The 16330-nt window shown below is 32.4% G+C and carries 9 protein-coding genes; 5 read left to right on the top strand and 4 right to left on the bottom strand.

Annotated features, from left to right (window positions below):
• The 5 genes from ABJM36_RS08460 to ABJM36_RS08480 all read left to right on the top strand — a co-directional run.
• On the top strand, positions 1-1174 hold a 1174-nt coding region (locus ABJM36_RS08460), incomplete at its 5' end, for a T9SS type A sorting domain-containing protein (protein ID WP_348451023.1).
• 68 nt (positions 1175-1242) lie between these two features.
• Positions 1243-3846: a fibronectin type III domain-containing protein gene (locus ABJM36_RS08465; RefSeq protein ID WP_348451024.1), complete on the top strand. Its 2604-nt coding sequence runs from the start codon at positions 1243-1245 to the stop codon at positions 3844-3846.
• A 10-nt stretch (positions 3847-3856) separates the two neighbouring features.
• Positions 3857-5356 (top strand): sulfatase-like hydrolase/transferase, encoded by a 1500-nt coding sequence (locus ABJM36_RS08470; protein WP_348451025.1) that lies wholly within the window; start codon positions 3857-3859, stop codon positions 5354-5356.
• Between the two features lie 7 nt (positions 5357-5363).
• Complete coding sequence (locus ABJM36_RS08475; protein ID WP_348451026.1) at positions 5364-7298, top strand: glycoside hydrolase family 97 catalytic domain-containing protein; 1935 nt, start codon at positions 5364-5366, stop codon at positions 7296-7298.
• Between the two features lie 5 nt (positions 7299-7303).
• A complete protein-coding gene (locus ABJM36_RS08480) occupies positions 7304-8899 on the top strand; it encodes a sulfatase (RefSeq protein WP_348451027.1) in 1596 nt (531 codons plus the stop codon).
• Positions 8900-9181: 282 nt separating this feature from the next.
• On the opposite strand, the gene ABJM36_RS08485 is transcribed toward ABJM36_RS08480, so the two are convergent.
• Genes ABJM36_RS08485 through ABJM36_RS08500 form a run of 4 tightly spaced genes read right to left on the bottom strand, consistent with a single transcriptional unit; the run spans position 9182 to position 16085 of the window.
• Positions 9182-10636: a carbon starvation protein A gene (locus ABJM36_RS08485; RefSeq protein ID WP_348451028.1), complete on the bottom strand. Its 1455-nt coding sequence runs from the start codon at positions 10634-10636 to the stop codon at positions 9182-9184.
• Complete coding sequence (locus ABJM36_RS08490; RefSeq protein WP_348451029.1) at positions 10633-11739, bottom strand: hypothetical protein; 1107 nt, start codon at positions 11737-11739, stop codon at positions 10633-10635. Before ABJM36_RS08490 ends, ABJM36_RS08485 begins: the two co-directional genes overlap by 4 nt.
• A gap of 8 nt (positions 11740-11747) precedes the next feature.
• Entirely contained in the window at positions 11748-13511 is a 1764-nt protein-coding gene (locus tag ABJM36_RS08495) for an FAD-dependent oxidoreductase (protein WP_348451030.1), read from the bottom strand.
• A gap of 15 nt (positions 13512-13526) precedes the next feature.
• The gene (locus ABJM36_RS08500; protein ID WP_348451031.1) at positions 13527-16085 is read right to left on the bottom strand and encodes a hypothetical protein; all 2559 of its coding nucleotides are present in this window, start codon (positions 16083-16085) and stop codon (positions 13527-13529) included.
• Between the last annotated feature and the right edge of the window lie 245 nt (positions 16086-16330).

The following is a 16330-nucleotide window of genomic DNA, read 5'->3' on the forward strand; positions in this document are numbered from 1 at the left end:
TAGGATGCTAGAATTTTCTGCAGAATATCCAGATTGTAAATGGTTAAATCCTTTTAATGAAGACGGACGTGCAACAAGTAGTACGTGGAGTGTAAATCAAATTAATTCTATTTATGCTGCGCTTTATAATAACGTAAACGGGGCAGAATTAATAGGGCCATGTACTTGGGGGCTTCCTGCGGCTATCGATATGTTTGATAATTCAAACACAGAAAATTATATAACAGTAGCAGCTTCTCATAATCTTGGTTTTAATCATACTTTATGGGATGATTTTATAGCATTGGCTGATGCAAAAAATTTACCGGTTTGGGATTCTGAAGTTAATCATAATGATGCCAAAGGAAATGGAACCCGTTTAGAAAAAGCCATTGAATATGGAGTTGATGGACTGGTTTTATATAATTCATGGACCAATATCAATTTAAATTCTGGTGCTGTTAACAATGGAGGAGAAACGATGATGGCTTTATATTTAAAGCAACAAGAAAATCTTGCGCTTTCTGGTGCAGCAACACAATCTTCAACAGGTTTTAATATGTCGGCATCAAAAGCTATTGATGGAGATATTTCAGGGAGTTATAGTGGCGGTAATGGATCTATATCACTTACCGGAGACGATGGAGGAGGAGCTACTTGGTGGCAAGTAGACCTTGGTCAGAATACAGAAATAGGAAGTATTAAAATATTTGGAAGAACTGATTCTTGTTGTAAAAATAGAATGTCTGATTATACGGTGTCCGTTATAAATAGTAATGGAACAACAGTTTTTTCTGAGCGTTTAACCGAAATTCCTGATCAAGCAGTAATTGTCGAAACAGGAAGTGTTACAGGACAAATAGTTAAAATTGAATTACATGCAGTAGAGGCATTAGCATTGGCTGAGGTTCAGGTATTTGCTTCTGAGTCAGGATTATCTGTTGATGATAATGAGAACATTCAATTCACTATGTTTCCAAACCCAGTGTTAGATAAATTAACGGTAATTGCACCAAATACAGAGATTGATAGTTATACTTTATTTACTATTAATGGACAAATAGTGCATACCAATAAAAGTATAAATACTTCTAGCAAAATTGAAATTGACTTAAGTGATTTTGTAAAAGGAATTTATTTATTAAAACTTAATGGCGGTAATTATTCAAAAACTTTCAAAGTAGTTAAGCAGTAATTAAATTAAAAATTGGCTTTATTTTTTCCATGTTTTTGTAAGTTTAAATTATGCTTAATGTTGTTAAAATGAATATAAAAAAAAAGGTTTTATTTCTTTGTGTTAGTGTGCTTTTTCAGTTGTCGTTTTCTCAGATAGACAATGGAGTTATACATATTGATACTGAAAATGGACATGGTATCAAAATTGGTTCTAGTGGTTTTAATGTGCGTATTGCAGATAAGAGCTGGAGTTATTTACATCCTGATTTTAGAAAAGCAGTGCATGAATTAAACCCCGGGTGGCTTCGTTATTTTTCTGGAACTATGGGCGATGCATTTAGTAGTGCTACTGGACAATATGATATAGATTATGCCATGATGTTCGATCATCCAAAACAATATCTTAAAGGGTACCGGTTTACAGAGGTTAAAGGGCCTCATCGCATTATAGATTTATACGATTTATTGAGCGAAATAAATGGAAAGTTAATTGTAACTATAAATGGCTTTTCTGAAACTCCAGAAATGACATTGGAACTCGCAAGATTCTGTAAAAATAACAATATAGAAGTTGCTACATGGCAATTTTGTAACGAACCCTATTTTTACGTGCCTCATAGAGAACGCTATTGGTGGAACAATGGTTACGACTATGCAATGAAAATGAAACCACATGCCGAGGCCATAAAATCTGTTTTTCCAAATGCTTTTCTTGCTTTAAATAATACCTGGGATGGCATTTGGGGGTTTATGAAAGAAATTAATGCTTATCAAAAAGAGCAAGGTGCATTTTGGAATGTGTTTTCAAAACATTCGTATGCACCCCACACAGGAAAAAAAGAATCTGTAAATCAAGCTTATAGAAGAGCAAATACAAAATTATTAGAGGCAACTTCATTAAACGCGATGCAGGAGATAGAAGATTATACATGGCAAGATGTACCTATGGTAATTACGGAATTTGGTGTTTGGAATCGTCCTTTAAATGGTATTTACTCTAGTATTTATAATATTGAATATGTAATGCGTCAATTACAACATACAAATACATGGTACGTTGGGGCGCATGAAGTTAGTAGTAAATATGCCCCTAAAAAGAATATAAATCAAGAAATAGAAAATGCCTATAAAAATAAGACTAAACTGAATACCGATAGTATACCTACAGGAATTAATAAAACTTTGGAGGGGAAAGCCTATGAAATTTATCACGAGGTAACCAATCATTCAAATTTTGTATTTAACTCAACCGTTACAAATGGTTTTGAAGCTCCTGGTTTAAAAAATACTGTCGAAAAAGGGTTTTATACACAAGCATATCGCGGTATAAATGGCTACGATTATTTAGTGTTTACCAACAGAACTAATCAATCTAAAATATTCGAAATTCAAATTGATAATAAACCGCTAAATAAAAAAATTGAGGTTAATTATATATCGGGAGATGAGTTAGAAGTTCAAAATACAGAAATACAAAATATGGTTTTTAGTAATGGAGAAATTAATATTCCTAAGTATAGTGTTTCTGTTGCCAAGTGGGAATCTAAACTTGTTACAAAACCGGATACGCCTACAATTTATAAAGGCGAGGTTTTAAATGGAAGTGTAAAGCTAACCTGGGGGCCTATAGAAAATGTGTCAAATTATGTGGTTAATTATGGTACAGATTCTAAACATTTGGATAAACAAATTAAGGTTGAAGGTGCTATGGTTAATTTTCTAGAAATAGATAATTTAAATAAGGATGCTACGTATTATTTTAATATGCAAGCAGAAAATAGCCAAGGAAGTAGTTTGTTTTCTAATACTATAAAAATAAAAAATGGTATCCCAGAAGCACCAGAAATATTTAAAACCTCTAGGAGAAATAACGCTGCTACTATTTTTTGGAAAAGTGTAGCTAATACTTCTGGTTATAAGCTTAAATGTATAAATGAAGTTTCAGGAGAAGTCACATATATTGACGCAAATAATGTCTTTGGTTTTCGTGTTGATGATTTAGAATATAACGTTCCTTACAGCTTTTCGGTTGCAGGGTATAATGGGCTAGGAGATAGTGAGTTTTCAAAACCATCCAAAGTTATTTTATCTAAAAAAATACCATTAAGCCCCAGAAACGTATCGGCAGTAAGAGAAGCAGGCGGAAATGTTTTTGTAAAATGGTTTACCCAAGACTCAGCTTTACCAGAAACTACATATAATATTTATCGAGGAGAAGAACTTCATAACTATCATAAAATAGCAAGTGGTATTAAATTGTCATCGTTTATAGATACTTCTGCAGAAAAAGGTAAGGTTTATTTCTATACCGTTAAAGCAGAAACATCGGTTGGCGAAAGTAACTTTTATCCTAACACAGCAACGCTTTTTAGTTCAGATGATGAATATGCTATCGAAATAAAGCAAATAGAGAAACAAGACGATGGCTTTTTAGTTAAAGTTGCTTTTAAAAATATTTTACTAGATGGCGAATTTAAATATGGACTAAAAATAGAAAACATTTCTTATCTAACAGTTGAAGAGCAAGTTATTGAAGGTAATAGTTTGTCTAAGGTTTTAAAAACCTATAATGTGTTTATTCCAAATACGGAATTGGCTAAAAATTCAAAATACGCTATTAAGGCTTTTATCAATACAAATGGAAAAGATCTTTTTAGCAAGTTGCCAAATAAAAATATTCAAACAAATTAAAGTTAAACGCATGAAGCGAGTTCTGTTTTTATTCATTTTAGTAACCGCATGTAGTACCAATAAAAACCTAAAAAAGGAAAATGTTAGTACTAAATTAGCAACTCCAAATATCGTTTATATCCTAGCTGATGATATGGGTTATGGAGATCTTTCTGCATTAAATTCAAATTCAGGAATTAAAACACCTCACATGGATAAAATTGTGAAGCAAGGCGTTCATTTTACAGATGCACATACCAATTCTTCTGTTTGCACACCAACTAGATATGGTATTATTACAGGTAGATATGCATGGAGAAGTTCATTAAAAAAAGGAGTGTTACACGGTTATGATAAACCATTAATTGAAGATGATAGACCAACGGTTGCTTCATATTTAAAAAGTAATGGTTATAATACAGCTTGTATAGGTAAATGGCACTTAGGAACGGGCTTACAACCTAAGGATGGAGAAAAATCTATAATAGAAAATAAAGGAAAAAGTAATGTAGATTATACTAAAAATATAAAAGATCCATCAAGTTTAGGTTTTGATTATTCTTATATAATTCCTGCATCTTTAGACATGCCACCATATGTATATATAGAAAACGGAAAAGCAAAAGAATTACCAACAGCATATACCAATGGAAAAGACGCAAACAAAGCAGGTCGTGGTATTTTTTGGAGACCAGGCGAAAAATCACCGAGTTTTATTATTGAAAATACATTAGATAATTTTACCCGAAAAACAGAAGATTATATTGCTCATCAAAAAGGTGTAAACGATCCGTTTTTTATTTATTTCGCATTAACAGCACCTCATACGCCTTGGTTGCCAACGGGAGAAGCTATTGGTAAATCTAAAGCAGGACGTTATGGAGATTTTGTTACTATGGTAGATGATGCTGTTGGAGCTGTGGTTGAAGCATTAAAGAAAGCTAATAAATTAGAGAACACTTTAATTATTGTTACTTCTGATAATGGTTCTCATTGGAAATCTCAAGACAAAAAGAAATACGCACATCGTGCAAATTATATTTACAAAGGGCAAAAAGCAGATATTTACGAAGGCGGACATAGAGTGCCTTATATTGCACAATGGCCTGGTGTAATTCCCGCAGGATTAGAGTCTAATCAACTAATGTGTACTACAGATTTATTTGCAACTTTATCGGGTGTTTTAGACAAACCAAAAGTAGAAAACGGAGCAGAAGATAGTTACAATCTTTGGTCTGCGTATACTTCAAATCCAAAATCAGAAATAAGAGAAGCGGTTGTGCATCATTCTTTTAATGGAACATTTTCTATCCGTAAAGGAAAATGGAAATATACTCCAAGTTTAGGTTCAGGAGGTTTTTCAAAACCAAAATCAATTCAACCTAAAAAAGGAGAAGTAAAAGGTACTTTATATGATATGTCAAAAGATCCAGAAGAAAAAAATAATGTATATAAAGACTATCCAGAAATTGTAAAAGATTTAGATGTTCTTTTAGAAAAATATAAAGAGCAAGTGTATAGTAATAAATAGTTAACAGATGAAATTAAACTTGTTTTCATACTTCATAAAAAATATCAAATTTACTTTGTCGCTTTTAGCTTTGCTTTTAGTGATGAGTGGATGCAGTAATAATAAAACTGATTTTTCTATAAATTCTTCTGACGGAAATACATCCGTAATAATAAAAAGCAAAGAAGGTAAGATAACTTATGCGCTTTTTAAAAACGGGAAAGAACTTGTAGGAACCTCTGAAATTTCTATACTACCAAATAAACTAGCCGAAATTACAAATAGTTCTTTAAATGCTAACAATACCAATTGGAAACCTGTTTGGGGGCAGTTTAGTGAAATTAAAAATGAGTATAATGAACTTGTTTTAGATATTTTATTAGATAAAGTAAAGGCAAAACTATACATACGTGTTTTTAATAAAGGCGTTGGTTTTAGATATCAATTAGAAGGTTTTAAAGAAGGTAACGAAGCAACTTTTTACTGCGAATATAATTTGAATAATACAAACGAATTGTATGCTCCAAATGGAGAAAATCCGCCATTAGGACCAATTAATATAGAAAGTTTAAAAGAAGTTAAAAAACAACCAAGATTATTGACGCCTTTGGTTGTTAAAAACTCAGAGACGTCTTATTTGTCTCTTTTAGAATCAGATTTATATGTAGCACCAGAGTTTGGTACGATTAAATTTAAGTTTAATAAAGATAAAAATGTATTAGCAGCTACAAACAAAATAAAACTAAAAGGCACAAAAGTAACCACACCTTGGCGAGTTATTTTAGTAGAAGAAAAAATAGGAGATTTAGTTACCAATACAGTTCCGCTTAATTTAGCAACTCCTAGTCAAGTAGAAGATACGTCTTGGATTCAACCAGGTAAATCACTTTGGGATTGGAGAGTGCATGGTTATATAACAGATGATGGTTTTACCTATGGATTTGATACAGAAAGTTATATTAGGTTTATTGACTTTGCTGCGAAAAAAGGAATTGAATATTTTTTAATTGATGCGAGTTGGTATACAAAAGTAACCAAGGGTCATTTTACAGTAACAAGCAAATTAAACCTAGAAAAGGTTTCCGAATATGCAAAAACAAAAGGGGTTAAGCTTATACTTTATTACGATAGACATAAAGGTGATTATGGTGATGATCAATTATTCTCTCACTTTGCTTCTTTGGGTATGAGTGGTATAAAGTATGGTTTTATGGGAAATAATGTGTCGTTTACTAGTAATGCCATTCAGCAAAGTGCAAAAAACCATTTATTAGTAGATTTTCACGATTCTCCAGTTCCTTTTACTGGTATGGAAAGAACATTTCCCAATGCAATTACTAGAGAATATTGTCATGCACAACAAGATTCTAGAAAGGCATTTACACCAGAAACTTTTATAAAAATGGCATTAATTAATGCTATTCAAGGTCCTTTGGACATGAATAACGGAAACTTTGATTTAATCGGTATTAATAAAGGTGATAGATTAAAAGGACCTAAAAAGAAAAATACGTATTTCTCTACTGTAGTCTCAGAAGCAGCAAGAACATTGGTTATTCATAGCGGATTGGTTTGTTTACCAGATGCACCAGAATCCTATAATAAAAAAGCAGATCTTTTTGAGTTTATAGAAAAAATGCCAGTTGGTAAATGGGATGAAAGCATCGTTTTAACTAGTAAAATGGCTAAATACATTTCTACAGCAAGAAGATTTGAGCAAGAATGGTTTGTTGGTTCTGTTAATAATGAAGAGGCAAAAACCTTAGATATTAAATTAGATTTTTTAGATGATAACAAAGCATATACTGTAACTTACTATCAAGATACAGAAAAAACACACGGAATAGAGAATCCGGAGACATATCAAATTAAAAAAGGAACCGTTAAAAAAGGAGATGTTATAAAAGCAATAATGGCTGCAGGTGGCGGGCATTGTATGTGGATTAAACCAAAATTAAAGTAAAAAGCATGAAAAATATTATTTTAGTAATTAGCTTATCATTTTTGTTTTCATCTTGTAATCAGGCAGAAGAAAAACAAGCAGTATCTAAAAAACCAAATGTTCTTTTCATTTTAGTGGATGATTTAGGATATGCAGATTTAGGGATAATGGGTAGCGAATATTATGAAACACCAAGCATTGATAATATAGCTAAAACGGCAACCGTTTTTACAAACGGGTATGCGGCTTGTACGGTTTGTAGCCCATCTAGAGCAAGTTTAATGACGGGACAAAACCCGGCAAGACATGGTATTACTCAATTTGAAGGACCTAGAAATAGTGGGCAATCTTGGAAAGAACGTAAGCGTTATACTAAGTTACTTCCGCCAGAATATAGACATCATTTAGATACAAATTCTGTAACCTTACCAGAAGCATTTAAAGAACAAGGTTATAAAACTTTTTTCGCGGGGAAATGGCATTTAGGAGGTAAAGAACAAAAATCTCTGCCTACAGATCATGGTTTTGATGTAAATGTTGGAGGAAATGATTCTGGAGGTCCTAGAGGAGGTTACTTTTCTCCATATAAAAATGATAATTTGCCAAATCTACCAGAAGAAAAAGGGTTGAATTTATCAATGAAACTTGCCAATGAAACTAGTAAATTCATAGAAGAAAATAAAGATAATCAGTTTTTTGCATACCTTTCTTTTTATGCTGTACACGGAGGAATACAAACAACAAAAGAAAAATGGACTAAGTACCGTAACAAAGCAGAAAAAATGGGAATTCATGAAAATGGATTTGAAATGGAACGTGTTTTACCAGCAAGAAAATATCAAGACAATCCTGTTTATGCGGGTTTAATAGAGCATGTAGATGATGCTATTAGCACCGTATTAAAAAAATTAAAAGACTTAGGTTTAGATGAAAATACTATAGTTGTTTTTACTTCTGATAATGGAGGTGTAACTTCTGGAGATAATTATTCTACCAACCAATTAAGTTTAAGAGGAGGAAAAGGATATCAGTGGGAAGGCGGTACAAGAGTGCCATTTTTTATTCATATTCCTTGGTTAAAGCAAAATGGAGCTAAAATTGATGTGCCAGTTTCTGGTACAGATTTATATCCAACTTTATTAGATTTAGCAGGTTTACCTCTTAAGCCAGAAGCACATAATGATGGTGTTAGTTTAAAACCTTTATTATTAGGAGAAAAGATAGCGGATCGACCATTGTATTGGCATTATCCTCACTATGGAAATCAAGGTGGAGAACCAAGTTCTATCATTAGAAAAGGAAAATGGAAATTAATTTATTATTGGGAAGATTTACGTGCTGAATTATATAACTTAGATGAAGATTTAGGTGAACGTAATGATCTAGCAAAAGTGCATCCTGAAAAAGCAAAAGAGTTGGAAGTACAGTTGTTAACTTGGTTAAAATCAATGAATACACACTATGCACAAGTGGACCCAGAATGGGATGAAGAAGCTCGTGAAAAATGGTTAGAAAATCAGAGAACTAATAATTTACCTGGTCGAGAGAAGCAACGTAAAAAAATGTTAGATCCTAATTGGCAACCTAATGAAGATTGGTGGGGTAGTGAGATTAAAAATTAGAATTCTATTAAATTATAAAAATATAGATGTTTAATAAACTCAATCTCTTAAAATAGCTAATTAAGTAAGGTGATGGTGTTTTAAAGCCTTAGAAGATAATGTTAAACGTGGAGTCCTAGCGATATTATTTAAGTAGGTTCTTTGTAATGGATTTTGGAAGAAGTTTTCAAGTTAGTTCATACTGGTTCCGAGATTCGACAAAAATGAATTTAATCGTTACACAATTAACAACATTAGTAAGCTTGTTATAAAGGATAACTATTTTTAGTTATCCTTTATTTATTAAAAAGTATCTCTTAACTCTACTTTATTTAATTCATTAATTTTTTTAGTATATCGCTTAAACAAAATAAAAATTATAAGCGTAATTACTACTCCACCGCCGTATGAAATAGTGTGATTTAACTGAAAACCTTCGGGTGCAATTAAAATATAAGTACTACAAACCATAGTCATAAAGAGGGCTGGTATTAACGTAATCCAGTAAGTCTTCTTTTCTTTAATTAAATATGCTGTTATGGTCCATAATACAACCATAGCAAGTGTTTGGTTACTCCATGCAAAATAACGCCATATAATGGCAAAATCTACTTGGGTTAGAACAAAAGCGATAACAAATAAAGGTACACTTAGGTAAAGTCTATTTTTAATGGGCTTTTGATTAAATTTAAATATATCTGCTAAAATTAATCTTGCCGACCTAAAAGCAGTATCTCCAGAAGTAATTGGAGCTGCAACAATACCTAAAAGAGCCAATACGCCGCCAATGTTTCCTAACATGTTTAAAGATATTTCGTTGGCAGCCCATGCGGCATTATTTCCGTGCTCAGCCATTGCTATATTTAAGCCTTGTACATTTTCAAAAAATACCATTGCAACTGCTGCCCAAATTAAAGCAACAATACCTTCGGTTATCATAGCCCCGAAAAACACTTTTCTACCTAAGGCTTCATTCTTGATACAACGTGCCATTAAAGGGGATTGAGTAGCATGGAAACCTGAAATGGCACCACAAGCAATAGTAACAAACAATATGGGGAACATAGGGTTTTTATCTGGGTTCGTTTTCATATTCACCAAATTAGAAGGTACCAATTCTGGTATTTGGTAATCTCCAAAAAGCAAGACCATCCCTAAACCTATAGCCATAAACAACATTGCAAAACCAAATAAAGGATATATTTTACTAATTAATTTATCTATTGGTAATAAAGTAGACAATATATAATAACACAATATAATAAGCACCCATAACCAAACGCCTAGGGTATTACCTGTCATTCCATCAATTATTTTTCCTGGGCCTACAAGAAATACAGTACCTACAAATACTAGTAAAATCACGGTAAATATTCTCATTACGTGTTTTAGTTTTGGCCCTAAGTATAGACCTACAATTTCGCTAATACTCAAACCATCGTGACGTACAGATAGCATCCCCGAAAAATAATCATGAACAGCTCCGGCAAAAATGGTTCCAAAAACAATCCATAAAAAAGCAGATGGTCCAAACATTGCACCTGCTATGGCACCAAAAATTGGTCCTAGACCTGCAATATTTAAAAATTGTATTAAAAAAATTCGCCATGTAGGTAGTGGCATATAGTCTACACCATCTTTTAATTTTATAGCCGGAGTTTTTCTATTTATGTCTATTTTAAATACATTTTCTATAAACTTGCCGTAAATAAAATAAGCAGTGATTAATAGAATAATTGATGTGATAAATGAAATCATTTTTTGTTTTTTAAATATTCACTTATCAAATAACTATAAGTATAATCTTGATTTTTACTCGTTTTAATCAAGTTAAGTTCAATGCTTTTATGAATATTATTTGAGTTGTTTTTTAAATAACTCAAGTAAAATTTGAGTTGATTTTTTGTCATGTTTTCTAAGTTTTCTGATAAAACCTCAACAGCAATAACATGAGTGTGCTCAATTTTTTTAATTAAAAGTGTTCGTGTATTAATATCTAAATCAGGAAATGTCTGATAAATTTGTTCTGCTATTTTTTTGTCAGAAAAAACAGAAACTGGTGTTTTTTTAATAATATAAGCTCTTGTTACCGCATTATTGCTTTTAAAAATTTGTAAAATGGATTCGATATGTTTTTCATATTCTTTGGCAGTAATCTGTTTTAAAGCATATTGCTGATAATCTTTATAAGGGGATTCTAAAAAGTAAGTAATAAGTTCATCAGAGTGTAAAGAATCGATGTATGTTTTCATTTTTTCTTTCACTTCTCCGTGCACGATGTGCCATAACGTATAACATGAATACAACCCGCCTTTAACAACCGATTGTTTTATTTCTGCTTTGGTTGCTCCAGAAACAGCATCTATACTATTTGAGAACAGATTTGGTTTCGAAATATGAACGGTATCTATTAAATCAGACATTTTTCGTCTTTTAAGAATAGAATGCTCATCTAAAAGTAATTGATGAAGTTTCGCGTAATCTTGAGTTTCAAAAGCATCATGTTCATATTTTGTGAGCGGTAATTCCGGATCAATTCCAAAACCGACATAATTACCCAATAGATTCCAATACATTTTAATATTGGCTAGTTTGCATTTGCCATCTGCACAAACCGCTGTTTCTATATCAGAGAAGAACAGAACTGGTTGTTTTTTACTGTTAGATAATAATCTAACTTGGTGTGTTATTGAAGTTGTATAACTGGAATCTGTTGATTTGACTTTAAAATTAAAAACAGGAACATCTTTTGCTATGTCTTTCCATTCATCACCCATATTAAAAAACAGAGGTTCATCACCCATATGATTTTGATGATGAAACCCTGTAATTAAAAACAGAACAAGTATTAAAGTTAACAACTTATGCACTATTGCTGTGTGTCTATTAAATCTAAGTATTCTTGTAAATATTTGGCGTATACTTCTCTTGGGTTAACGTCGTGTTTTTTGCAAATAACCGCAGCTAAACCTACTGCAGCACCCATTTGACCAGTTGTAAGCATCACTCTAGGTCCTCCTAAACCAATGTGAGATGAACTAAAATTACGACCAGCCATAAATAAGTTTTTTATGTTTTTAGAGTACAACGTTCTATATGGTACGTAGTATTTTTCAGTTTTATAAAAAAGTGCCTCAGAAAGAAAATCGGGCTCTTCATGATCTTTTAAATTTCTCTGGTAATGTACATCTACTTCTCTAGTTTCTTCAACAACAGCATCTTTAAACTTAGTATTATTTTTTACATCGTTAAAAGTGTAGATATAATCACCAATTAACCTTCTAGATTCTCTTTTTCCTACCAAATATGAAACCCATTCTAATTTGTGATTTTTATTTTTTTCTAACTTTTTTGCGTTGGCAAAAGAACCATAAATAGCTTTTAACATGTGGTCTCTTATCTCTTCCGCATCATGTATTTGATGAAGATCATTTCTAGAAAACTCCCAATACCATTCACCTGAAATGGCTTTATGGTCTTTAGCCACCGCTTTGGTCCATGGCAGCTCAGGGAAATCATGCACTTTATCTGTTTTTTTAGTTTGCCAAAGTACAGAAGCTCCCATTACAAAATCATCTGGTTCTTCAGGACTCCAAAGTTCTCCCCATTTATCCCAAGACTCATTGTAAGTCTTATAACTTTCTCTACCATAAGAATATTCGGCACCAGCCCAAAAACCAATCCATCCATCTCCTGTAGAATCTACAAATCTTGGAGCTTTAAAACGGATTCTATCACCTGTAGAGGTGTTTTTTGCATCTACATACTGAATGCTATTATTTTTTGATACGGCATCATAAGCTCTCCAATTTAAGAAAAGATCTATGTTTTTAAAACTCTTAACATTTTTATCTCTTTTTTCTTGATCGTACTTTGCTTTATAAGATCCATTAGGATAATGCTTGGTATCTATCATTTTTAAAATACGCTCAAACTTACCATAAATACCTAAACTATGCACACGCACTTCATCACTTGCATTACCACCTAATACAGGTCTATCATGAATTAAAGCAACTTTTAAACCTTGTTCTGCGGCAGCAATGGCAGCAGCGCATCCTGCCAAACCACCTCCGGTAATAACCAAATCGTATGTTTTTTGTGTTTCTGGCGCTAAAGTTTCAGCTAACTTTTCTTTTCTCCAAGTTGTTTCATTTGCATCAGCAGGAAGATTTTTAGATTTGCTAAAATAAATGGCATCACACCTTCCGTTAAATCCTGTTAAATCTTTAAATTCTACAGCTACCGTTTCTGATTTTATTTTAACATTACCAACATACTCCCAATTCCAATCTGGATTTGTACCTAAATTTTTCTTTAAAACCTTACCATTGACGGAAATTTTAAATTGACCTGGAGCCTCCCAATTTCCTGGAGCCCAATTTTTGGTTCTTACCCAAACATAGTATTTCCCTTTTTTATTAAAGTTTACTTCCGTTTTGGCATTTTCTACGGGTACTCCCATACCGTGAGCCATTAAATAAGGGGATCCCATTTGCTCTACAAACTGAGGATCTACAACCCAACCACCTTTGTGAATAAAACTTTCGGCTTCTATTAGTACTTCTTGCGCAATTCCTTTGGCAAATAAGAGATGTAAAATTACAAATACTGTTATTTTTAGTGCTTTCATATTCCTTGATAAGTATTATTGATAAACAAACCACGCAGTGGCATTACAATTTTTAGTGGATGCTATTTGTGCCCAATGTGCACTAAATCCTTTTGGAAATTTATAAGTAATTTTTTTACCAGCTTTTACTTCAAATGTTTTAAATAAAACCGGTTCTTTTGCATAATGATTTACATGAATGTATAATTTGAATTGTGTATCAACATCAGATGTTAAAGTAAGTGATTTTTCATCGTAACCTGTCATTAAATACCTATCTGATAATTGATTTGCTTTTACTTGCGTATTTTTCCATGGCCCACCTTCTCCTACAGGTTTTCCAAAACTCCATAAATCATCAATACCACCAAACCAAAGTGCTACATTACCATCTTCTGATTTATAGACATGTTCTGATGGTTTTGCATCTTGTTTAACACCACTTAAAACCAACAAACCATTCCATGTATTAAACTCGGTAATTTGTTTGTTGTGGGTAGCTACAGGTCTCAACATTTTATACAATGGCTCTTTACCTACTTTAAATAAAGGTAGTTCGTAAAAAGTACCTGCAATATTTGCCAATTCTCTTTCTGATTCTAATTCTCTAGCAACTCTAGCTGTTTTAGCAGAAAATTGTTTAGAATAATTAGCATGTCCTTTTGGTAATCTTAATTGATAGTTTTTAGCATGTAGAATTACAGATGCTTCATCTTCTGACCAAATTTCTTTTCCGTCTTCTTTTGCTTCAGAATTATCTTTTGATTTTTTATTAAAGAAATCAACTTCTTCTCCAACTTTTTTATTTTTTAAAGCAGCTACAGAGGTACTGTCTTTGATGCCGTTTGCATATGTAAAGTCGTATTTTAAAAACTCATAAGATTGCGTAGTTTTAAAAGTGTTATTTTCTATTTCTCCTGCATACACACTTAAGTTGTAGTTTGTCTTATTGCTATATAATTTGGTATGAGATACTTTACCAGTCTCATCAATATCAGCTAGACTTTTAAATAATTCAACTCCGTTAGCTCTGTCTTTAAGATTTTGATCCGTAAAGTGGAATGCTGCTGTTAACTTACTTGTTTTATTAGCAACCAAACGTACCCATTCTGCTTTTACATCTTCATCAAAAATGTAATATTGATAACCTTCTTTACCTAATGATAGTTTTTCTAACTCTTTCCAATCACCTGTTCCGTTTTCATCTATCTGAATGGTAATATCCACTGGTTTTTTATCTGAACTATATACGTGTAAAATTCTGTTATCAAAACCAGAAATTAAAAAAGGAAGTGATGGTTTGTTAGCAACAACTTCATCATTGATCCAAATAGCTCCGTAGGCAGATTTTGGTCCCCAATTGGCTAAATCTTCTTGGGTACCAAACCAAAGATTAGATTGTGGCTGACCAGCATAAGGGTTTCCTTGTATACTAGTTTCATCGGTAGCCAAAACAATCTGATTGTTCCAGCTTAAAAAATCGGGTATATAACGTAAATGCGATCCTATGGGTTTAATTCCGGCTGTGTTGTTATGTGAAAATGTTTCAGGAAAATCAAAAAACATTCCGTGCATATCCATCATCATTTTTCCATTGCCAATTTCTCTAATTCTTGGCCATTCTGTAAACCACCCATGTGATGGATCGTTGTTATACGTTGCTTTAGGTAATAAAAACGTTTTCCATTCACCATTTTCTAAAACTTTTAATCGGATAGACCTTTTATCCCAGCCCATTGCCCATAATGGAGATTGTTCGTTTGGTACGGCATTAATTCCGTTTTTAGTAGTAACATCTGTAAATTGTCTTCTTTCTACTACTTTAAAATTTTCGCCATCAAACTCAGCTAAAATTCCATTGTCTTCTTTGCTTTTTTTATTGGCTATTTTTATTTGCCAATTTTTACTTCCTTCATGACCATGTTCTCCGTTATTAGCCAAAATTAATTTATTCTGACTTGTATAAGCTCCTTTTCCATGCCAACCAGGTAAAGGATTGTGGTATAATTTATTTACCTTTAACGTATGAACATTTACCTCGTATAACATGCCTTCCATATCGTAGTAATACACCATATTTTCAGGATCTTTTAAGTGCCTTGCAATGGCTGTTAAACGACCTTTCATGTCTTTGATAGGTATTACTCGTATTTCTCCAGAGCTACTAATAACATAAGGCCCAATAAGCAATTGGTTAGATTCTTTATGAATCATTCTTGCAGCAGGTGTGCCACCAATACTTCCTTGATACACTTCCATGTTTTTATCTTTATCGATAATATATAGTTTGTGTTCACTACCTTTTGGCTCATGCGCTGCATAATTTATCATGTACAGTTTTTCATTCCAAACTGCTAAACCTCCAATTCCGCACTCGTTTCCAAAATCATAAGTCCCATTTTCTCTAGCATGTGCATAGGAAGATAAATGTGGATAAATACCACTAATATTTCTTGTTCCGGAGACAGATGTTATTTCTCCTTTATTAGCTTTAATGGCAGTTTGTGTATTGCTGTTCTTTTCTTGAGAAGAGTTACAACTTAAAAAATATAAGACAAGAATTATTAATGTGGTTTTTAGTAAATGGATTTTCATTTATTGTTGAAGTTATAATTGAATATTAGAAGAACGCTACAAGTGTTCTTATGAATTATAAAAATAAAGAATCAATTGATTTGTTGTAGGGCGATATTGTAACTAATAAGGAGTAAAAATCATGATATTTTAGTAGAAACGTCGGTTTTTTACAGTAATTAACCCTAATAGAAGCTTGTTTTAGATGATAAAGAGACATAATTACCCTATACTGTAATCAAATTGACCCCATTGTATAAAATGAG

The organism is Algibacter sp., from assembly GCF_039977455.1.
GTDB lineage: Bacteria > Bacteroidota > Bacteroidia > Flavobacteriales > Flavobacteriaceae > Algibacter_B.

Coding starts and splice junctions, on each gene's coding strand:
- ABJM36_RS08480 (WP_348451027.1), top strand. CDS start 7,304: ATGAAAAATATTATTTTAGTAATTAGCTTATCATTTTTGTTTTCATCT.
- ABJM36_RS08475 (WP_348451026.1), top strand. CDS start 5,364: ATGAAATTAAACTTGTTTTCATACTTCATAAAAAATATCAAATTTACT.
- ABJM36_RS08495 (WP_348451030.1), bottom strand. CDS start 13,511: ATGAAAGCACTAAAAATAACAGTATTTGTAATTTTACATCTCTTATTT.
- ABJM36_RS08485 (WP_348451028.1), bottom strand. CDS start 10,636: ATGATTTCATTTATCACATCAATTATTCTATTAATCACTGCTTATTTT.
- ABJM36_RS08465 (WP_348451024.1), top strand. CDS start 1,243: ATGAATATAAAAAAAAAGGTTTTATTTCTTTGTGTTAGTGTGCTTTTT.
- ABJM36_RS08470 (WP_348451025.1), top strand. CDS start 3,857: ATGAAGCGAGTTCTGTTTTTATTCATTTTAGTAACCGCATGTAGTACC.
- ABJM36_RS08500 (WP_348451031.1), bottom strand. CDS start 16,085: ATGAAAATCCATTTACTAAAAACCACATTAATAATTCTTGTCTTATAT.